This window comes from Chromobacterium sphagni, assembly GCF_001855555.1.
Taxonomy (GTDB): domain Bacteria; phylum Pseudomonadota; class Gammaproteobacteria; order Burkholderiales; family Chromobacteriaceae; genus Chromobacterium; species Chromobacterium sphagni.
Genome location: NZ_MKCT01000061.1, coordinates 80,087 through 98,843 on the forward strand (window position 1 = coordinate 80,087; position 18,757 = coordinate 98,843).

The 18,757-nt window shown below is 64.6% G+C and carries 18 protein-coding genes; 5 read left to right on the top strand and 13 right to left on the bottom strand.

What is annotated here, in order from left to right:
* The first annotated feature begins 11 nt into the window (after positions 1 to 11).
* Together BI344_RS18530 and rplQ are read left to right on the top strand one after the other, a co-directional pair.
* Complete coding sequence (locus BI344_RS18530; RefSeq protein ID WP_043579524.1) at positions 12 to 995, top strand: DNA-directed RNA polymerase subunit alpha; 984 nt, start codon at positions 12 to 14, stop codon at positions 993 to 995.
* Positions 996 to 1,020: 25 nt separating this feature from the next.
* The gene (rplQ, locus tag BI344_RS18535) at positions 1,021 to 1,416 is read left to right on the top strand and encodes a 50S ribosomal protein L17 (protein WP_043579409.1); all 396 of its coding nucleotides are present in this window, start codon (positions 1,021 to 1,023) and stop codon (positions 1,414 to 1,416) included.
* Between the two features lie 71 nt (positions 1,417 to 1,487).
* Here the strand turns inward: rplQ and BI344_RS18540 are convergent, their stop codons facing one another.
* Together BI344_RS18540 and BI344_RS18545 are read right to left on the bottom strand one after the other, a co-directional pair.
* Entirely contained in the window at positions 1,488 to 2,402 is a 915-nt protein-coding gene (locus BI344_RS18540; protein ID WP_071114293.1) for a glutaminase, read from the bottom strand.
* 33 nt (positions 2,403 to 2,435) lie between these two features.
* Positions 2,436 to 3,233, bottom strand: a complete 798-nt coding sequence (locus BI344_RS18545; protein WP_071114294.1) for an MOSC domain-containing protein — start codon at positions 3,231 to 3,233, stop codon at positions 2,436 to 2,438.
* A 422-nt stretch (positions 3,234 to 3,655) separates the two neighbouring features.
* Between BI344_RS18545 and BI344_RS18550 the strand changes: the two genes are divergently transcribed.
* Both BI344_RS18550 and BI344_RS18555 read left to right on the top strand, forming a co-directional pair.
* Positions 3,656 to 5,533 (top strand): methyl-accepting chemotaxis protein, encoded by a 1,878-nt coding sequence (locus BI344_RS18550; protein WP_071114295.1) that lies wholly within the window; start codon positions 3,656 to 3,658, stop codon positions 5,531 to 5,533.
* A 163-nt stretch (positions 5,534 to 5,696) separates the two neighbouring features.
* On the top strand, positions 5,697 to 7,349 hold the full coding sequence (locus BI344_RS18555) for a methyl-accepting chemotaxis protein (protein WP_071114296.1): 1,653 nt from the start codon (positions 5,697 to 5,699) through the stop codon (positions 7,347 to 7,349).
* A 1-nt stretch (position 7,350) separates the two neighbouring features.
* On the opposite strand, the gene lnt is transcribed toward BI344_RS18555, so the two are convergent.
* The 10 genes from lnt to BI344_RS18605 all read right to left on the bottom strand — a co-directional run bounded on the left by lnt (position 7,351) and on the right by BI344_RS18605 (position 16,744).
* Entirely contained in the window at positions 7,351 to 8,841 is a 1,491-nt protein-coding gene (gene lnt, locus BI344_RS18560; protein WP_071114297.1) for an apolipoprotein N-acyltransferase, read from the bottom strand.
* A 73-nt stretch (positions 8,842 to 8,914) separates the two neighbouring features.
* Positions 8,915 to 9,766 (bottom strand): HlyC/CorC family transporter, encoded by an 852-nt coding sequence (locus BI344_RS18565; protein WP_071114298.1) that lies wholly within the window; start codon positions 9,764 to 9,766, stop codon positions 8,915 to 8,917.
* A 3-nt stretch (positions 9,767 to 9,769) separates the two neighbouring features.
* Positions 9,770 to 10,276 carry an rRNA maturation RNase YbeY gene (gene ybeY, locus BI344_RS18570; RefSeq protein ID WP_071114299.1) on the bottom strand — a complete coding sequence of 169 codons (507 nt, stop codon included), beginning with the start codon at positions 10,274 to 10,276 and terminating at the stop codon, positions 9,770 to 9,772.
* A complete protein-coding gene (locus BI344_RS18575) occupies positions 10,257 to 11,222 on the bottom strand; it encodes a PhoH family protein (protein ID WP_071114300.1) in 966 nt (321 codons plus the stop codon). Before BI344_RS18575 ends, ybeY begins: the two co-directional genes overlap by 20 nt.
* Entirely contained in the window at positions 11,219 to 11,890 is a 672-nt protein-coding gene (locus BI344_RS18580; RefSeq protein ID WP_071114301.1) for an HAD family hydrolase, read from the bottom strand. The genes BI344_RS18575 and BI344_RS18580 overlap by 4 nt, the downstream gene beginning before the upstream one ends.
* On the bottom strand, positions 11,887 to 12,177 hold the full coding sequence (locus tag BI344_RS18585; protein WP_241499400.1) for a YciI family protein: 291 nt from the start codon (positions 12,175 to 12,177) through the stop codon (positions 11,887 to 11,889). The genes BI344_RS18580 and BI344_RS18585 overlap by 4 nt, the downstream gene beginning before the upstream one ends.
* A gap of 79 nt (positions 12,178 to 12,256) precedes the next feature.
* Positions 12,257 to 13,591, bottom strand: a complete 1,335-nt coding sequence (gene miaB / locus BI344_RS18590) for a tRNA (N6-isopentenyl adenosine(37)-C2)-methylthiotransferase MiaB (protein WP_071114302.1) — start codon at positions 13,589 to 13,591, stop codon at positions 12,257 to 12,259.
* 28 nt (positions 13,592 to 13,619) lie between these two features.
* Positions 13,620 to 14,000, bottom strand: a complete 381-nt coding sequence (locus BI344_RS18595; protein ID WP_071114303.1) for a hypothetical protein — start codon at positions 13,998 to 14,000, stop codon at positions 13,620 to 13,622.
* Between the two features lie 85 nt (positions 14,001 to 14,085).
* The gene (locus BI344_RS18600; RefSeq protein ID WP_071114304.1) at positions 14,086 to 15,288 is read right to left on the bottom strand and encodes a cation:proton antiporter domain-containing protein; all 1,203 of its coding nucleotides are present in this window, start codon (positions 15,286 to 15,288) and stop codon (positions 14,086 to 14,088) included.
* A gap of 226 nt (positions 15,289 to 15,514) precedes the next feature.
* A complete protein-coding gene (locus BI344_RS18605) occupies positions 15,515 to 16,744 on the bottom strand; it encodes an NAD(P)/FAD-dependent oxidoreductase (RefSeq protein WP_071114305.1) in 1,230 nt (409 codons plus the stop codon).
* A gap of 107 nt (positions 16,745 to 16,851) precedes the next feature.
* Between BI344_RS18605 and sigJ the strand changes: the two genes are divergently transcribed.
* On the top strand, positions 16,852 to 17,748 hold the full coding sequence (sigJ, locus tag BI344_RS18610) for an RNA polymerase sigma factor SigJ (protein ID WP_206600431.1): 897 nt from the start codon (positions 16,852 to 16,854) through the stop codon (positions 17,746 to 17,748).
* Here sigJ and BI344_RS18615 read toward each other — a convergent pair.
* A complete protein-coding gene (locus BI344_RS18615; protein WP_071114307.1) occupies positions 17,721 to 18,422 on the bottom strand; it encodes a S4 domain-containing protein in 702 nt (233 codons plus the stop codon). The two genes, sigJ and BI344_RS18615, sit on opposite strands and share 28 nt — an antisense overlap.
* Between the last annotated feature and the right edge of the window lie 335 nt (positions 18,423 to 18,757).

Here is an 18,757-nt window from a genome sequence, read left to right on the forward strand (position 1 = left end):
AGGGAATGACTATGCAAAACAGCGCTTCGGAATTTCTGAAACCCCGTCTCATCGACGTACAGCCGGTTTCCGCAACTCACGCTCGCGTGTCGATGGAGCCGTTCGAGCGCGGCTATGCCCATACCCTGGGCAATTCGCTGCGCCGTATTCTGTTGTCGTCGATGCCGGGCTACGCTCCGACCGAAGTGACTATCGCTGGCGTTTTGCATGAGTATTCCGCACTTGACGGCGTGCGGGAGGATGTCGTTGACATCCTCCTCAACCTCAAGGGCGTAGTGCTTAAGCTGCATGGTCGCGACAGTGTCGTGCTGACCTTGAAAAAGGACGGTGAAGGCGCTGTCTTGGCTAGCGATATCGAGCTGCCGCATGATGTGGAAGTGATCAATCCGGAACACGTGATTTGTCACCTCTCGTCCGGCGGTAAGATCGACATGGAGATCAAGATCGAAAAGGGCCGCGGCTATCAGCCGGTGTCCGTTCGATCCAGCCATGATGACAACCGTTCCATCGGTACCATCCAACTGGACGCTTCCTTCTCGCCGGTTCGCCGCGTGAGCTTTGCTGTGGAAAGCGCCCGTGTGGAGCAACGTACCGACCTCGACCGCCTGGTTCTCGACATCGAGACCAACGGCGTCATCGAGCCGGAGCAGGCCGTGCGCAACGCGGCCCGCATCCTGATGGATCAGTTGTCCATCTTTGCAGATCTTCAGGGCACAGCGGTTGAAGAAGTCGTTGAAAAGGCGCCGCCGATCGATCCGATCCTGCTGCGTCCGGTAGACGATCTTGAACTGACGGTTCGTTCGGCCAACTGCCTGAAAGCTGAGAACATTTATTACATCGGCGATCTGATCCAGCGTACTGAAACCGAGCTTCTGAAAACTCCGAACCTCGGCCGCAAGTCGCTGAACGAGATCAAGGAAGTTCTCGCTTCCAAAGGCCTGACTCTCGGCATGAAGCTGGAGAACTGGCCGCCTGCTGGCCTCGAAAAGCCGTAAGGTTTGAGATAAAAGGACATTAACAATGCGTCATCGTTACAGTAATCGTAAACTGAACCGCACGACCAGCCATCGTCTGGCGATGCTGCGCAACATGGCCAACTCGCTGCTGAAGCACGAAGTAATCGTGACCACGCTGCCGAAAGCCAAGGAACTGCGTCGTGTGGCCGAGCCGCTCATCACGCTCGGCAAAAAGCCGTCTCTCGCCAACCGTCGTTTGGCGTTCGACCGCACCCGTGACCGCGATATCGTGGTCAAGCTCTTCGACGTACTCGGCCCGCGCTTCTCCGCCCGCAATGGCGGTTACGTGCGTATCCTGAAGTACGGTTTCCGCAAGGGCGACAACGCCCCGATGGCTCTGGTAGAGCTGGTGGACCGTGCTGAAGATGCCGTTGCCGTTGTAGACGACTCCGCCGAGTAATCGGCAGGGTTGAGAAGAAAGCCAGCTCGCGAGAGCTGGCTTTTTTCATTTCCGTGCTCGATCTGGGCGCTTCAGAAGATCGACAGCCCGGTGCGGGTGGTAAAGCGGTCCAGCGCTTCCAGTCCCAGCACCGAATTGCCGCGGCGGTCCAACTGCGGGCTCCATGCCGCGATGCTCATCTTGCCGGGAATCACCGCCAGCAATCCGCCTCCGACGCCGCTTTTCACTGGCAGCCCGACGCGGTAGGCGAATTCGCCGGCCGCATCGTAGGTGCCGCAAGTCAGCATGACGGCGTTCACCTGTTTGGCCTGGCTGCGGCTGAGGTATTGTTGCGCGGTATTGGGCGACAGGCCATGGTTGGCGAGGAACAGGGCGGCGCGGGCCAGCTGGCTGCAGCTCATCTCTATGCTGCAATTGTGGAAGTATTGGTCCAGAACCTGCTCCACCGGATGGTCCAGATTGCCGTAGCTTTTCATGAAGTGGGCCAGCGCCGCGTTGCGGTCGCCGTGTTCGCGCTCGGAGGCGGCGATCTGTTCGTTGGCCGATAGCCGGGGCGCGCCGCTTTCCGCGCGCAGCCAGTCGAGCAGCCGGCCGTGGGCGGCGCCGAAATGGCGGATCGCCCGGTCGGTCACTACCAGCGCGCCGGCGTTGATGAAGGGATTGCGCGGAATGCCGTGCTCGTACTCCAGCTGCACCAGCGAGTTGAACGGGTTGCCGGACGGCTCTTTGCCGACATGCCGCCATAGCGTTTCGCCTTCGGCCTGCAGCGTCAGCGCCAGCATGAAGGCTTTGCTGATGCTTTGGATCGAGAAGGGGGTGGCGGCATCGCCGCAAGCGTAATGCTCGCCATCCAGCGTGCAGATGGCGAGGCCGAACTGATGCGGCGCGACGGACGCCAGGGCGGGGATGTAGTCGGCGACGCGGCCCTGGTCGTAGAACGGCAGCACCTGCTGCCGGATATCTTCAATGAGTGCTTGCAGATTCATTCAATGATTGTAAGCACCCTACGCCGCTTCAGTCTAGAAGCTGTAGCGCTGCTCCAGGATTTCCAGCGGCGCGCCCAACTGCAGCATGCCCTCGTTGCGGGCCTTGAGATTTATGCCGAAGCACACCCCTTCTTCCAGCCGGCGCGTGCGCACCAGCGTGCGCAGCGGTTCGCCGTCCGGGTTTTTCTCGCCGCTATCCGGATTCACGGTGGTCAGCACGCAGCGGGCGCAGGGTTTCATCACGTCGAACTCCACTTCGCCGATGCGGATCACCTGCCACTCGTCCTCCATCCATGGGTAATCGCCGTTCACCACCAGATTGGGGCGGAAGTGGCGCAGCGTCACCGGTTGCGCCAGCTGGCTGTTGAGGTCGTCAAGCGAGGCCTGGTTGACCAGCAGGAAGGGGTAGCCGTCGGCGAAGCTCATTTTTTCCCCGCCGCCCTTGAGCGCCCGTCCGGACTGGGCGCCCAGCCACAGCAGCCGGCATTCCTGGCCCAGGATGGCGGCAAACCAGGCGTCCAGCCGCTGGTCGCCGTGCCAAGCCTGGAAAACGTCTTTCCATACCTGGGCGCGATGGGGGCGGGTGAAGACGGTGGTCATCGCGAAGATGGGCGGCTTGCCTTCGTAGTGCAGTAGGATGCCGCCCGGCAGCAGCTCTACCCGGACCCGAACCAGCTGTGGATGGGAACGGGCGGTGATCTGGTCGCCGTCGGGGGTCACCAGCAGCCATTCGCGGTCGTGCAGCAGGCCTAGCTTGCCGGCGAACGCGCGCTCGAAGGCGATGCCGCGGGTCGACTTGAGCGGATGGACGAACATGCCGGTCAATTGCATTGCTATCTCCATATTACATTCAATATGGATGCTACCACTGTGCGGCGATGGCGTGTTGCGGCGCCGGCGCCGCGAGTAGGCGCGCCCGACAATGTTTTTAATCAAAACGGCAGGCGGCGGTGCGGTTGTTTGTAAGGGAACCATTGCATATATTCGCCTGGCAATTTAAATTGATTGGCCAGGCGCTTATTGTCGGATTGTTCTGATGTTGTCCGAAGGGCCGTTCGATGCGGAGATTTTATGATCGGGATCAAACGCCGCCAGTTTGTGTCATGACGGTGTCGATGCAGAGTGAAATCGGGCGTTGAGCTTTGTTCGGTTAGCGACTAAACCAGAGAAGTAATACATCATAACAGTGCCTGACACAGCGGGGCCAAAGCTGTGGCGGCGCCGCAAGTGATTGGGGATAAGGAGAAAGTGCAATGCGCTCTTTGCGTGTCAAACTGATTGCTTTTATTGCCCTATTGTTGGTGGTGTTGGGCGTGGTGATTACGGTTCTGGTGTACAGCCAGATGCGTAGCGAAATAGTCCACGGCGTGGAAAACGAGCTGGACGGCACCTCCAAGGGCTATGCCAGCCTGGTGAGCGGCTGGTATCAGAGCAAGCTCAAGGTGGTGCTGGCGGGCAACCAGGTGCTGGCGATGCCGGAACCGATGCCGATGCTGGCGCGGCTGAGCGACGCCGGCGGCTATGCGATGACCTATATCGGCACCGCCGACCACCGGATGATCCGTTCCGACTTCAAGCCGCAGCCGCAGGGCTACGATCCGGTGGCGCGCCCCTGGTACCAGCAGGCGCAGGCTAGCGGCCAGCCTGGCGTGTCCGATCCTTATGTCGATTTCGACACCAAGAAGCTGGTGGTGACCTTTGTCTCCCCGGTGAAGGACGGTAGCACGCTGAAGGCGGTGATCGGCGGCGACATCTTCATCGACGATCTGGTCAAAACGGTGTTGTCGGTCAAGCTGCGCGGCAATGGCTATGCCTTCCTCACCGACAAGAGCGGCAAGGTGATCGCGCACCCGGATAACAGCCTGACGTTGAAGCCGCTATCGGAGAAGGTGCCGGAACTGACCGGCGAGCGCCTGACGCAACTGGCCAGCAACAACGAGATGGCCGAGGTGGGCATAGGCGGCGAGAGCAAGCTGGTGGAGGTGCAGCCGGTGGAGGGCACCAATTGGCTGCTGGGCGTGGTGACCGACGAGTCGGTGGTGACCAGCCCGCTGCACACCCTGCTGATGACCATCATCGGCCTGGGGGCCTTGTGCGTGGCGATCCTGATTCCGCTGGCCAGCGTGATGCTGAGCAAGATGTTGTCGGGCCTTGGCCGCCTGCGCGGCGCGATGCTGGAAATCTCGCAGGGAGAGGGCGACCTGACCCGCCGCATCCAAGTGAGCGGCCAGGATGAAATCGCCGAGACCGCCACCGCGTTCAACCGCTTCATCGGCCAGCTGCAAAGCATGTTCGTGGCGGTGAAGAGCGAGGCGGAGCGGGTGACCGGCGGCGTGGAGAGCGTGACCCAGACGGTGGACAAGGTGGCCCATGATTCGCGGCAGATCGCCGACGTGTCCAGCTCCAACGCCGCCACGCTGGAGGAGATCACCGTCAGCATTTCCCACATCGCCGACGCTGCGCGCGAGGCGGACAGCCTGGTCAACCATACCGGCGAAGTCTCCAGCGAAAGCGCCAGCGGCATGCAGCGCATCTCCAGTGAAATGAACAGCACGGTGGAGGCGGTGAAGGGGCTGTCCAGCATGCTGTCTTCGCTGGATCAGCGCTCGCAGCAGATCAGCGGCATCACCAATGTGATCAAGGACATCGCCGACCAGACTAATCTGCTGGCGTTGAACGCGGCGATCGAGGCGGCGCGCGCCGGCGAAATGGGCCGCGGCTTCGCGGTGGTGGCGGACGAGGTGCGCAAGCTGGCCGAGCGCACCGGCCAGGCCACGGTGGAGATCTCCGGCATGGTCAGCACCATCCGCGAGGAAACTAGTCAGGCGGTAAGCAATATGCAGCGCACCGTCAGCTCGGTGGACGGCGGCGTGGAACTGACGCTGGGCGCGGTTGAGCGCATCGAACAGATCCAGAAGGCGATGGAGGAGGTGATGGCCAAGATGAACGAAATCACCCTGTCCACCAGCGAACAGCACAAGGCCACCACGCTGATCGCCCAGAGCACCGAGCAGATCAACGGCCGCATCGTCGACAGCGACGACGCGCTGCAGACGGTGCGCGAAACGCTGAGCGAGTTGTCGCACTCCGCCAGCAGCATGCGCCAGCTGTTCTCCAGCTTCCGCGTCTGAGCGCGGCGACGCCGCATCCCAAGCCCGGCTTCGCCGGGTTTTTTGTTGCCGTGGAGCCGGCAAATCGACATGGCGGGCATCGGCGTCGGTTCCTAGAATAAGTCCATAGTAGAAATATCAAAACAAGCACATCATGGATATGTGCCAGGGGAGGGAGCGGGAAATGGCAAACGCGGCGGGCATGAGCTTGAAAACCAGACTGTTCGGCCTGATGGCGCTGGTGGTGCTGGTGGTGTGCGCATTGGGCGCGGCCTCGGTGCTCAACCAGCGCCAGACCATGATGCAGGACCGCCAGGACAAGGTGCGAAACCTGGTCGAGAGCGCGGTGACGTTGGTGTCCACCTATGAGCAATTGGCCCAGAGCGGCAAGATCAGCGAGACGGATGCCAAGCGCGCAGTGTCCAAGGTGCTCAGCTCCATGCATTACGACAAGCGCGAATATTTCTTCTCCTATGACTCCGACTGGAACTACGTGGCGCATGGCGCCAAGCCGGAACTGATAGGCAAGAATCTGGCCGGGGTGAAGGACGCCAACGGCGTCGAGCTGCTGGGGCTGTTCCGCGATGCGATCTCCTCGCCGGCGGGCGGGGGCTTCGCCGAATACGTCTGGAGCAAGCCCGGTTTCGATCAGCCGCAGCCCAAGCTGTCGTATGTGACCACCACGCCGCGCTGGCACTGGGTGGTCGGCACCGGCATCTACCTGGACGACGTCGCCGCTGCCTTCCATAAGCAGCTGTTGTGGCTGGGCGGCGTGCTGGCCTTGGCGCTGCTGGTCTTGCTGGGACTGGGCGGCATGGTGCTGCGCAATGTGCTGGGCCAGTTGGGCGCCGATCCGCTGGAGACGGTGGCGGTGGTCAAGCGCATCGCCTCCGGCCAGCTGGCGGAACCGGTGGAGCTGAAGGCCGGCGACCAGACCAGCCTGATGGCGGCGGTCAGCGGGATGCAGGAGGAGCTGCGGCATCTGGTGCGGGACATCATCGCCGATGCCAATCAGTTGTCGCAAGCGAGCAGCGAGGTGACCGGCGAAGCCGCGGCGGTGGGGAAGGGTTCGGAGCAGCAAAGCGAGGCGGCCACCGCGATGGCGGCCTCGATCGAACAGCTGACGGTCAGCGTCAACCATATCGCCGACCGTTCGCAGGATGCGCGCGATCTGGCCGGCGAGTCGGGCACGCGCTCGAAGAGCGGCAGCGCGGTGATCGCCGAGGCAGTCAGCGAAATGCGCCGCATCAACGAGGCGGTGGATCAGACCTCGGGCATCATCACCAGCCTGGCCGATAAGACTGAGACCATCTCCAGCATCATGCAGGTGATCCGCGACATTGCCGACCAGACCAATCTGCTGGCGTTGAACGCGGCGATCGAAGCGGCGCGCGCAGGCGAGCTGGGGCGCGGCTTCGCGGTGGTGGCCGACGAAGTGCGCAAGCTGTCGGAGCGCACCGCGCAGGCGACGCAGGAGATCGCCGCCATGATCCAGGACGTGCAGCAAGGCGCGCAGAATTCGCGCAGCAGCATGGAGGAGGCGGTATCCCGGGTGAAGGCCGGACTGGGGCTGGCGGAACAGGCGGGCGAGGAGATTTCGCGGATCCAGGACAGCGCCAACGGCGTGATCGCGGTGGTCGGCGACATCTCCTTCGCCTTGCAGGAGCAGAGCGTGGCCAGCCAGACCATCGCCCAGCACGTCGAGCAGATCGCCCACAGCGCCAGCAGCAACGCTGCCGCTTCGCAGTCGGCGTCGCGCGCCATCCACAATATGGACCAGCTGGCGTCCAACCTGCGTCAGCTGGTGTCGCGTTTCTCCGTCGGCGAGCGGCGCTAGCCTAGTGCCTGCCGCGCCGGCGCCAGCCCAGCAATAGCGCGGCCAGCAGCAAAACGCCGCAGCCCAGCACCACCGGTAGGTTGCCGGTCCGCATGTACGGGGTCAGGCCCTGGCGGCTCTGGGCGAAGCCGGTCAGCACCTGGGCGGTGAACGGCGCGGCGATGGCGGAAATCTCGCCGTTCGGGCGGATGATGGCGGTCATGCCGTTGTTGGTGGCGCGCAGCATGTAGCGGCCGGTTTCCAGCGAGCGCGCCTGGGACAGCTGCAGATGCTGGCTCATCGCCTCGCTCTTGCCGAACCAGGCCAGATTGCTGACATTGGCCAGCATGCCGGCCTGCGCTGCCGGTCCCGCCAGCTCTTCGCCGAAACTGTCCTCGTAGCAGACGTTGAACGCCACCTTCTGGCCGGCCAGCAGCAGCGGCGGCTGATTGGCGCCGCCGCGGCTGAAGCCGGACAGCGGCATGTTCATGTACTGGTAGATCCAGCCGATCAGGCCCGGCAGCGGAATGAATTCGCCGAACGGCACCAGGTGGTCCTTGGCGTAATAGGGCATTTTCGGATCGGACAGCGCCACCACCGAGTTCAGGTAGCCGCGGCCGTCGTTGGTGCGGCGCGGAATGCCGCTGGCCAGCGCCATGCCGGCGCGGCTGGCTTCGCCGCGGATCATGGTCAGATAGCCGATCGGCAGGTCGTCGAGAAACAGCGGCAGCGCGGTTTCCGGCAGGATCATCAAGTCGGCGCGGGTCATCGCCACCTGGCGGTAGTAGGTGAGCAGCGACTGTTCCAGGTTTTCCGGCGTCCATTTCAGCTCCTGGGCGATATTGCCCTGCCCCAGCGCCACGCTGATCGGCTTGCCCTGCGGGGTGGTCCATTCCACGTCGCGCAGCCAGAAGCCGCTGCACCACAGCAGGGCGGCGACAATCAGAATGCCCAGCCGCAGACGCATATTGCTGCGCGCCAGCATCATCAACGCGCCGGCCGACAAGGCCACCAGATAGCTTACCAGGTGGATGCCGCCCAGCGGCGCATAGCCGGACAGCGGGCTTTCGGTGATCTGCGAATAGCCGGCCGCCGCCCAGGGGAAGCCGGTCATCACCCAGCTGCGCAACCACTCGCCGAGCTCCCAGGCGGCGGGGAAGGCCACCAGGTAGCGCACCCAGGGGCGCGGGTCGATGCGGCAGGCCACCCAGGCGGCCAGGCCGGGGTACAGCGCCAGGTAGGCGGGCAGCAGCAGCACCAGCGGCGCGGCGATCGCCGCCGGCAGTCCGGCGACGTCGTGCAGGCTGGCGTACAGCCAGTGGAAATTGCTGGTGTAGGCGGCCACGCCCCAGACATAGCCCAGCCAGAAGGCGCGGCGCGGCTCGCGCTGGATCAGTTCCATCAGCGCGGCCAGGCACAGCGGCATCAGCCAGAACAGCCGGTAGGGGGCGAAGGAGAAGACGGTGAGGGCGCCGGCTAGCGCGGCGGCCAGAAGCAGGATCAGTATTCGCATGGGCTAGCGTATTGCCAAGTGTAATGGATGGGCCGGGCAGCCGGCGCAAGGCAGGCTGCCTTCAGCATAGGTCTTATTCGACCTGGCTGGCGGACAGCTGGATGCGTTCCACCAGCAGGCTGTCCAGCCGGCGGCTGTCGGCGCGCAGCACGGTGAAGCGCAGGCCGGCGGCCTCGATCTTTTCGCCGCGCTTGGGCAGGTGGCCGGTGAGCGAGATCACCAGGCCGCCGACGGTGTCGACGTCGTCGTCGGCGTAGTCGGTGCCGAAATAGTGGTTGAAGTCTTCAATCTCGGTCAGCGCCTTGACGCGGTAGCGTTCGTTGCCGCGCACCGGCACGATGTCGTCCTCGTCGTCCTCGATGTCGTACTCGTCCTCGATGTCGCCGACGATCTGCTCGATCACGTCCTCGATGGTCACCAGGCCGCAGACGCCGCCATATTCGTCCACCACCACCGCCATGTGGTTGTGGGTGGCGCGGAAGTCGCGCAGCAGCACGTTCAGCGGCTTGGATTCCGGCACGAACACCGCCGGCCGCAGCACGGTCTTCAGATTGAAGGTGGCCGGCGCATGGAAGTAACGCAGCAATTCCTTGGCCAGCAGGATGCCTTGCACGTCATCCTTGCTTTCGCCTATCACCGGGAAGCGCGAGTGGCCGGAGTCGATCACGGTCGGCAGGAAGCGGGAGATCGGGTCGTCGATGTTGAGCACATGCATCTGGCTGCGCGGGATCATCACGTCCCGGACAGTCAGTTCGCTCACTTCCAGCACGCCTTCTATCATGCCGAGGGCTTCGGCATCCAGTAGGTTGCGCTCGAAGGCGTTGTGCAACAGCTCGATCAACTCCTCGCGGTCTTCCGGCTCGCGCAAGAGCATGGTGGACAGGCGTTCAAGCCAGCTGGGTCGCGGTTTACTGGGGTCTTCCATTTCTTAGAACTGCTCCTCGTGGTAGGGATCGGGATATCCTAGCCGCTGAACGATGACGGTTTCAAGCGCTTCCATCGTTTCGGCCTCATCATTTTCTTCATGGTCGAAGCCCTGCAGGTGCAGCATGCCGTGCACCAACAGGTGCGCGTAGTGCGCCATCAGGGCCTTGCCCTGCTCGGCGGCTTCCTGTTCGACGACCGGCGCGCACAGCACCAAGTCGCCGAACAAGGGCAGGCCTGCCACTGTTTCGCCCTCGTTCAGCGCGAAGGACAGCACATTGGTCGCATAATCCTTGCCGCGGTAATCATTGTTGAGCTGACGCCCTTCAGCGGCGTCGACGACGACGATGCTGATTTGCGCCTGCTTGACGTCGCGCTGCAGCGCCGCCTGGCAGGCGCGGCGGATCAGCGCCGGCGGCGGGAGGAAGGCGGCGTCGCTGCGCACGTCCAGGGTCAATTGCAGCCGCGCCGCCAGGCGGGCGAGCAGCGGGTTACGTTTGGCTTGTTTCATCTTGCTGGCTTTGGTAGTTGTCGTAGGCGTCGACGATTTTCTGCACCAGCGGATGGCGCACCACGTCGAGGCTGGTGAAATGGTGGAAATGGATGCCGCGCACCTGGCCCAGGATGCGCTCCACTTCGACCAGGCCGCTCTTCTGATGGCGGGCCAGGTCGATCTGGGTGACGTCGCCGGTGATCACCGCACGCGAGCCGAAGCCGATGCGGGTGAGGAACATCTTCATCTGTTCCGGCGTGGTGTTCTGCGCCTCGTCGAGAATGATGAAGGCGTGGTTCAGCGTGCGGCCGCGCATATAGGCCAGCGGCGCGATCTCGATCAGGTTCTTCTCGAACAGCCGGGTGACGCGGTCGAAGCCCATCAGGTCGTACAGCGCGTCGTACAGCGGGCGCAGATACGGGTCCACTTTCTGCGCCAGATCGCCGGGCAGGAAGCCCAGCTTCTCGCCGGCTTCCACCGCCGGGCGTACCAGCACGATGCGCTTGACCGCGTCGCGCTCCATCGCGTCCACCGCGCAGGCGACGGCGAGATAAGTCTTGCCGGTGCCGGCCGGGCCGATGCCGAAGGTGACGTCGTGCTGCAGAATGGCCTTTATGTAGCGGGCCTGGTTGGGCGTGCGGCCTTTGAGGTCGCCGCGGCGGGTGGCCAGCACCGGCGATTCCTCTTCTTCGCCGCTGGCTTGGCGCTGGCGCAATTCCACCAGCGACAGTTGCACGTCGTCGACGGAAACATCCTGGCTGGCGGCCAGCAGGTAAAGCCGGGTCAAGGCCTCCACCGCCATCTTGGCCTGCGGCCCTTGCACGCGGAAGTTCTCGCCGCGGCGCTGCACGGTGACGTCCAGGCCGATTTCGATCTGTTTCAGATTTTCGTCCAGCGGGCCGGCCAGGCGGGCCAGCCGCTCGTTGTCCACTGGGTTGAAGCTCAAGGGTTCTGTCGTGCTCATGCGTTCCGCAGCTGTTGGCTAAGCGTTTCAAAAATGGCGGCATGCCGGCCGGCGCCGACCTGGCAGGTCGCCATGCCCAGCCGTTGCGCCGGTTCGATGTCGCGTTCGGCGTCGTCGCCGACCATCAGGCAGGCTTGCGGGGGATGGCCGGCCAGCGCCAGCGCGTGTTGAAAGATGCGCTCGTCCGGCTTGGCCACGCCGGCGGTTTCGGGCGTGACCTGATGCCGGAAATGATGGTCTATGCCCAGGAATTCAAGCTTGGCCCGCTGCTGTTCCGCGCCGCCGTTGCTGACCAGGATGCGCGTTAGATGACGGGTGGCGTCGAGAAAGGCCGCCGCGCCCGGCAGCAGCCGGCGGTGGCGGCGGTAGGCGTCCATATACGGCTGGAACACGCGGGCGGCTTCTGCCTCGCTCATCTGAGGCTGATCCAGAAAGTCGCGCAGGCGCTCATGGCGCTGCTGTTCTATGCTCAGCTCGCCCTGTTCGAAGCGGCGCCAGTGGCGGTCGATGCAGGCGCGCCAGCGCGCCTGCAGCTCGGCGGGACCGAGGGCGAAGCGGCGGGCATGGGGGGCGATGAACGCGGCGAAGGCCTGCGCGGTGGCGTGGGCGTCATCGAACAGCGTGTCGTCCAAGTCCAGCAGTACGGCCCTGATGCCCTGCAGCTTCATGCTTCCAGCAGTCCTTCCAGTCCGGCCGCGGTCATGCCGGGAACGAACTCGATGATGTCGTAGCGGGCCACGCCGTTCTGCGCGAACGGGTCCAGCGCCAGCCGCGCCTCCAGCGCCGCGCGCTCGCCGCGGGCCAGGATCACGCCGCCGCTGCGCGGCACCTTGCGGCCGGAGGCCAGGAACAAGCCATCGGCGTAGGCCTGCTTCAGCCAGCCGACGTGCGCGTCCAGCAGCGCGTCGATATCGGACAGCGGGGCGGTATAGCTCAGCGAGACGACGAACATCATGGTTTCTCCGTGTTGGGACGAAGCACAGCATACGCCCGACGCCGCGCCCGCGATAGCATGACAATGGTGTGCACGCGGCTCAGGCGCTTTCGTGAACCAGCACCTCGCCGGCTAGCGAGTGCGGGCGGGCTTCGGTGATCCTGACGTCTATCATCTGGCCCAGCAGCCGCGGATGGCCGATGAAATTGACCACGCGGTTGTTGGCGGTGCGCGCCGCCAGCATGGCGGCATCCCGGCGCGACACATTTTCCACCAGCACGCGCTGCACGGTGCCGACCATCGCCTGGTTGATCTCGAAGCCCCTGGCCTCGATGACCTCGTTCAGCGCTTCCAGCCGGCGCACCTTTTCCGCGTGCGGAGTGTCGTCCGGCAGATTGGCCGCCGGGGTGCCGGGACGCGGACTGTAGATGAACACGTAGCTGAAGTCGAACTCCAGCTCCTTCACCAGCTTCAGCGTCTGCTCGAAATCGGCTTCGGTCTCGCCGGGGAAGCCGACGATGAAGTCCGAACTCAGCGCCAGGCCGGGGCGGATAGCGCGCAGCTTGCGGATGATGGACTTATACTCCAGCGCGGTGTAGCCGCGCTTCATCGCCATCAGCACTCGGTCGGCGCCGCTCTGCACCGGCAGATGCAGATGCGAAACCAGCTTGGGCAGCTTGGCGTAGCAGTCGATGATGCGCTGGGAGAATTCGCGCGGGTGGCTGGTGGTGAAGCGGATGCGTTCGATGCCGGGCACCTCGTGCACGTATTCCAGCAGCAGCGCGAAGTCGGCGATCTCGCCGTCGGCCATCAGGCCGCGGTAGGCGTTGACGTTCTGCCCCAAGAGGGTGATTTCCTTGACGCCCTGGGCGGTCAAGCCGGCGATTTCGGTCAGCACGTCCTCGAATGGACGCGATACCTCTTCGCCGCGGGTGTAGGGCACCACGCAGAACGAGCAGTACTTGGAACAGCCTTCCATGATGGACACCATGGCGGCGGCGCCGTCCACCTTGGCCGGCGGCAGGTGGTCGAACTTCTCGATCTCTGGGAAGGAGATGTCGACCTGGGCCTCGCCGCTGTCGCGCTTGGCGCGGATCATTTCCGGCAGCCGGTGCAGCGTCTGCGGGCCGAACACCACGTCGACGTAGGGCGCGCGCTTGACTATGGTGTCGCCCTCCTGCGAGGCGACGCAACCGCCCACGCCTATGATCAGGTCGGGGCGGGCTTCCTTCAGCGGGCGGACGCGGCCCAGGTCGGAGAAGACTTTCTCCTGCGCCTTTTCCCGCACGCTACAGGTGTTGAACAGGATGACATCGGCTTCTTCCAGATTGTCCGTCTTGACCATGCCTTCGGTACTGCCCAGAACGTCCGCCATCTTGTCGGAATCGTACTCGTTCATCTGGCAGCCGAAGGTCTTGATGTATACCTTCTTCATTGCTACTCGGGTTTCCAGCGGTTCGGTTTTAAGGCGCGGCCTGGGTCTGGCGTTGCTTCAACGCCGCGATTTCATCGTCGCCCAGCACCCAGATGCGGTTGATATTGCCTTGAGGATCGAAGGTCACGCCCACGGTGCGGTCCTTCAGATCGTTCAGTTGTCCGCTCAGCATAAAGCGGTTGTAGGCGTCGAAGACGCGTAGGCCCGGCGACAGCGCAAAGCGCGGCGGCGAGACGGCGATCAATCCGCCCAGCCGCTGCAAGAAGGTCTGGTCGGCGCGGACGAAGGCGATGCCTTCGGCGTTCTGATCGCCCAGCTTGCCCATCACCAGGCTGTCGGGCAGCAGCCTGCCGGCGAGAGCGGGCAGGACCAAGCATAGCAGGCACAGCGTGGCGACGAGTTTTTTCATAGCAAATTGAACACTTTGCGCGCGATTCTACCATAGGCGGCCGGCCGGGTCGGCCCGGCCGAGATGTTTATAGCATTTCCCGCGCTCACTCGGCGACCGGCGCCGCCGGCCGGTAGCGCTCCGCCAGCGCGAACATCATTGGGTTGAGCAGGATGGAGACGATGGCCCCGGCCAGGATCAGCGCCTGGCCGCGCGGGCTGAGCAGGCCCAGCGACATGCCCAGGCCGGCCAGGATGAAGGAGAATTCGCCGATCTGCGACAGGCTGGCGGCGATGCGCATGCTGGTGGCGTGGCTGCGGCGGAACAGCCGCACGATGCCGTAGGCGGCCAGCGACTTGCCCAGCACGATGATCAGCACGGTGGTCAGCAGGATCAGGGTGTCGTCCAGCAGCACTTGCGGATCCAGCAGCATGCCCACCGAGACGAAGAACAGTACCGCGAAGGCTTCGCGCAGCGGCAGCGACTCTTCGGCCGCGCGGTGGCTGAACGGCGACTCCGCCATCACCATGCCGGCGAAGAAGGCGCCCAGCGCGAAGGAGATGTTGAACAGCTGGGTGGCGCCGTAGGCCACGCCCAGCGCGGTGGCCAGCACGCCTAGGCGGAACAGCTCGCGGTTGCCGGTGTGGACGATGCGCTCCAGCATCCACGGGATGAAGCGGCGGCCGACCACCAGCATTAGCGCGACGAAGGCCGCCACCTTGCCCACCGTCAGCGCCAGCGTCCAGCCTAGCTGGCCTAGCGTGGGCGCGGCCTGGCTGCCGCCCAGCGCGCCGGCGACTGCCGGCAGCAGCACCAGGGTCAGCACCATGACCAGGTCTTCCACTACCAGCCAGCCGACGGCGATCTTGCCGTCCTCGGTTTCCAGCCAGCCGTGTTCCTCCAGCGCGCGCAGCAGCACCACCGTGCTGGCCACCGACAACGCCAGGCCGAATACCAGGCCTTCGCCCAGCGGCCAGCCGAGGAAGCGCGACAAGCCCATGCCGAGGATGGTGGCCACCGCGATCTGCACCAGCGCGCCCGGCACCGCGATGGCTTTGACCGCCATCAGGTCCTTGATCGAAAAATGCTGGCCGACGCCGAACATCAGCAGGATCACCCCCAGTTCGGCCAGCTCCGGCGCCAGCGCGGTGTCGGCGTGAAAACCCGGCGTGAACGGGCCCACCAGGATGCCGGCGCACAGATAGCCCACCAGCGGCGGCAGGCGCAGGCGCAGCGCCAGCATGCCGAAGGCGAAGGCGAATACCAGGCCGCCGACTATGGTGGAGATCAGGGGGGTGTCATGGGGCATGGGCAGAATTCCGGTTGAATGACTGAGTGTTATAGAGACGGGATATCGAAAGCCTAGTTCCAATTGATTTGCTTATATGTTTCATCTGATTGGCGGCGTTCGACCCGCCCGAGGGCGGATCGTTCGAACAATGGGCCATGCCCCATTGTACTGGATTGAGGTTTCCGCCTGGCGGGGGATGCCGCCGCGAGGCCTGCTTTCTCACAGGCCCGGAGGCGGAGTGGCTTCACGCCGGTTCGGCGAAAAAGCTCTGCATTTGCAGCAGCCGCGGCATCACCGCCAGTGGTGGCAACTGCGGCTGATGGGGCGTTTCGGCCAGGCCCAGCGTGGCCAGCGTGCGCTGACAGATGAACTCCTTCCAGCGAGCCGCTTCGATGCCGGTCCAGACCTGGCGGGTCGGCGCGTCGTGGCTGTCGACAAATTGGATCAGGCCGTCATTCCGGCCCAGGCTCAGGCAGCGGAACACGTAGCGGAAGACGTAGTCCGGCGCCGGCTGGCCCAACAGGCGCGCGCGCAGCGTATTGGCGATGCCTACCGCCGCCGGCAGAGCGGCGGCGCAGCTCATGCGGCAGGGGCCGCTTTCCGCTGTGGCGATGGCGGCGCAGTCGCCGGCGGCCAAGATTTCGGGGTGGCCGACGCTGGCGAGGCTGGCATCCACCAGCGCCTGGCCGCGCGCGTTGACGCTGAGGCCGGCCGCCCTGGCTAGCGGCGATGGCGCGAAGCCGGCGGAAATGAGGCCGATGTCGAAGTCCAGCGTGCCACCGCGCTCGAAACGGGCGGTGCCGTCCTGGCTGGCTATCACCCGCGCGTCTTGCAGCCAGTCGATGCGCTTCTGCCGGGCCGACTGGATCAGATAGTCCACTGCCTGATGGCTGAGGCCGCCGGGTTGGCTGCTGGCGGCCAGTCGCCCGGCGTCCGCCAGCGTCACGCTGGCCCGCGGCCAGGCGTCAGCGATCTCGAAGGCGCTTTCCAGGCCGGACAGGCCGCCGCCGACGATCAGCACCCGCGCGTCCGGTTGCGCCTGCAGATGCCGGTGCAGGATGGCGGCCTGGATGGGCGAGTCCAGCGGCAGCAGCTGCGGATCGGCCAGGGCCGGGTCTTGCGCGATGTGGCTGCCCAATGTCAGCGCCAGGTAGTCGTATTCCAGCTCCAGCGCCTCTCCGGCAGGGGTTTGCGCCTCGACGCGCCGCGCATGCGGGTGGATGGCGCTGGCCACCGCCTGGACAAAGCGTATGCCCAGGGGAGCGAGCGTTTGCTGGTAATCGAAACGCGGAAGGTTTTGACCGGCGGCCACCTGATGCAGGCGGATGCGCTCCTGCCAGTGGCTGGAGGCATCCAGCAGGGTGATGTCGCTTGGCGGCATGGCCGGATGGGCCAGGCGGCGCGCCAGGCACAGGCCTGCGTAGCCGCCGCCGAGGATCAGGATTCTGGCGGGAGGAGGGGGGAGCGTGGTCATGGTGAGCTTTCTTGCGTCGATGAATGCCCTCCATGACGAGGCAAGCTTTATCATTGTGACATCGACATGATTTTTCCTGGGTTGATACCATGCATCTGCCGCTGTTTATGCAACATCGCCCCCGCCTGCTGGCACTGGGCTACCGCATGCTGGGCTCGCGCGCCGAGGCGCAGGATTTGGCGCAGGAGGCCTGGTTGCGTTGGAGCGAGTGCGATCTGGAGGGGATCGCGGCGCCTGGCGCGTACCTGACGCAACTGATGGCCCGCCTGTGCTTGGACCAGATCAAGTCGGCACGGCGGCGGCGCGAGCAATATGTAGGAGTCTGGCTGCCGGAGCCGCTGGCGGACGGAGACGACTGCCTGGCGGCGGGGCCGGAGCAACTGGCCGAGCGGGCGCAGCAACTGTCCTACGCTTATCTGTTGGCGTTGCAGAGGCTGGAGCCGCTGGAGCGCGCGGCTTTTCTGCTGCGCGAGGTGTTCGATGTCGAATATCCGCAACTCGCGGCGATTCTGCAGCGCAGCCAGGCCGCCTGCCGCCAGCTGGCCAGCCGGGCGCGCCGACGGCTGCAAGACGGCGGACAGGCAGTGCCGGCGCGGCCTCCCGGCGATCCGCAGGCGTTGGCGGCGGCCTTCGTCGATGCGCTGCAAGGTGGCGATGTCGATAGGCTGGCGGGTTTGCTGGCGATGGATGTCCGCTATCAGGCGGACGGCGGCGGCAAGGCGTTGGCGTTGCCGGCGCCGCTTGCCGGCCGGCGCGCGGTGTCCAGGCTGCTGCGCGGTTTGTGGCGGCGCTCCGAGCGCAAGGGCGCGGCATGGTGCGCGCAACGGCTCAATGGCATGCCCGGCGTTCTGGTGTGGGAGGAGGAGCGATTGCTGATGAGCGTGGCTTTGCAATGCGATGCAGTCGGCCGGGTGTCCGGGCTGTACGTGATGCGCAACCCGGACAAGCTGGCCCACCTAACAGCCGGTGGATGCGGTCAGAAACGTTCGAACGGCTGTAGATAGCGCCACTGTCCCGGCTTGAGGCCGGAGAGCGCCAGGCGGCCGATGCGGATACAGCGGGCGTCCTGCAATTCTATTCCCGCCTCGCGGCAGATGGCCTCCAGCTGGCCCGGACGCGGCGCGTGCAGCACGCAGCGCAGTTGGCGGTCGCTCTGGCGGTTGATCTTGCAGTTGCGCAGCGGTTTGCCGTCCAGGCGGACGGCGGCGACGCGTGCCTTCAGTTCCTCGGCTGCCGGCGCGGCCGCCACTTGCAGCAGGAATTCCATCTCGCAGTCGGCCAGTTTGCGCAGCAGGCGCTTGTCCTGGGTCAGCACCACCATGCCGTGGGCGGTGTCGTCCAGCGCGCCGGCCAGCCACAGTTGCTGGCGGTGGCGCGGCAGCCATGCCTGTTCCGCCTTGTCTTCCGGCGCGCGGCTATCCGTTCCCAGCAGTTGCGCCGGCGCTTGCGCGGCGCCGGCGGGCTTGTTGAGCAGCATCGTCACCGGAAGGTCCGCCAGCAGCTGCGGCTTGCCGGTCAATTCGATCTTCTGCTCCGGCAGCACCCGGCTGCCCAGCACGGTCACCGTTTCGCCATCGACCTTTACCAGGCCCTGCTCGATGCAGGCATCGGCTTCGCGGCGCGAGCACAGGCCCAATTCCACCATGCGCTTGGACAGGCGCACGCTTGTATCATCCATTGGCTACATCCTTGCGTGTGTGGCCGGCGATTATCCGTTGCCGGCGCACGGCTGACAAATCCAGTGTAGCGGGCTGGCGGCATGAGATGCGCGCCGCGATCCCAAGATGATTTTATCGGTCATTTGCTTGTAAAAATATTTGATGTAATATCTATTATGATAAACATTTTATTTGATTGTGGCTAGAGCCAGCCGGTGGAAGCCGCGTTGAGCGCGCATGGTCTTCCCCCGCGACTGCCTAGCGAGGCGCGGCGCGTGCCGGCTTGCGGGATGCTTAGTAAAGCGCGGTGGCAGCTGAGCAAACTAGGTGAATTTTAAAAAGGATATTGAAGATG

Bases quoted from the DNA above. Each gene is read 5' to 3' on its own strand.
- ybeY (WP_071114299.1), bottom strand. From the start codon at position 10,276: ATGAAACAAGCCAAACGTAACCCGCTGCTCGCCCGCCTGGCGGCGCGG.
- sigJ (WP_206600431.1), top strand. From the start codon at position 16,852: ATGCAACATCGCCCCCGCCTGCTGGCACTGGGCTACCGCATGCTGGGC.
- BI344_RS18540 (WP_071114293.1), bottom strand. From the start codon at position 2,402: ATGAATCTGCAAGCACTCATTGAAGATATCCGGCAGCAGGTGCTGCCG.
- BI344_RS18600 (WP_071114304.1), bottom strand. From the start codon at position 15,288: ATGCCCCATGACACCCCCCTGATCTCCACCATAGTCGGCGGCCTGGTA.
- BI344_RS18575 (WP_071114300.1), bottom strand. From the start codon at position 11,222: ATGAGCACGACAGAACCCTTGAGCTTCAACCCAGTGGACAACGAGCGG.
- BI344_RS18550 (WP_071114295.1), top strand. From the start codon at position 3,656: ATGCGCTCTTTGCGTGTCAAACTGATTGCTTTTATTGCCCTATTGTTG.
- lnt (WP_071114297.1), bottom strand. From the start codon at position 8,841: ATGCGAATACTGATCCTGCTTCTGGCCGCCGCGCTAGCCGGCGCCCTC.
- miaB (WP_071114302.1), bottom strand. From the start codon at position 13,591: ATGAAGAAGGTATACATCAAGACCTTCGGCTGCCAGATGAACGAGTAC.
- BI344_RS18585 (WP_241499400.1), bottom strand. From the start codon at position 12,177: ATGATGTTCGTCGTCTCGCTGAGCTATACCGCCCCGCTGTCCGATATC.
- rplQ (WP_043579409.1), top strand. From the start codon at position 1,021: ATGCGTCATCGTTACAGTAATCGTAAACTGAACCGCACGACCAGCCAT.
- BI344_RS18580 (WP_071114301.1), bottom strand. From the start codon at position 11,890: ATGAAGCTGCAGGGCATCAGGGCCGTACTGCTGGACTTGGACGACACG.
- BI344_RS18530 (WP_043579524.1), top strand. From the start codon at position 12: ATGCAAAACAGCGCTTCGGAATTTCTGAAACCCCGTCTCATCGACGTA.
- BI344_RS18605 (WP_071114305.1), bottom strand. From the start codon at position 16,744: ATGACCACGCTCCCCCCTCCTCCCGCCAGAATCCTGATCCTCGGCGGC.
- BI344_RS18565 (WP_071114298.1), bottom strand. From the start codon at position 9,766: ATGGAAGACCCCAGTAAACCGCGACCCAGCTGGCTTGAACGCCTGTCC.
- BI344_RS18595 (WP_071114303.1), bottom strand. From the start codon at position 14,000: ATGAAAAAACTCGTCGCCACGCTGTGCCTGCTATGCTTGGTCCTGCCC.
- BI344_RS18545 (WP_071114294.1), bottom strand. From the start codon at position 3,233: ATGCAATTGACCGGCATGTTCGTCCATCCGCTCAAGTCGACCCGCGGC.
- BI344_RS18555 (WP_071114296.1), top strand. From the start codon at position 5,697: ATGGCAAACGCGGCGGGCATGAGCTTGAAAACCAGACTGTTCGGCCTG.
- BI344_RS18615 (WP_071114307.1), bottom strand. From the start codon at position 18,422: ATGGATGATACAAGCGTGCGCCTGTCCAAGCGCATGGTGGAATTGGGC.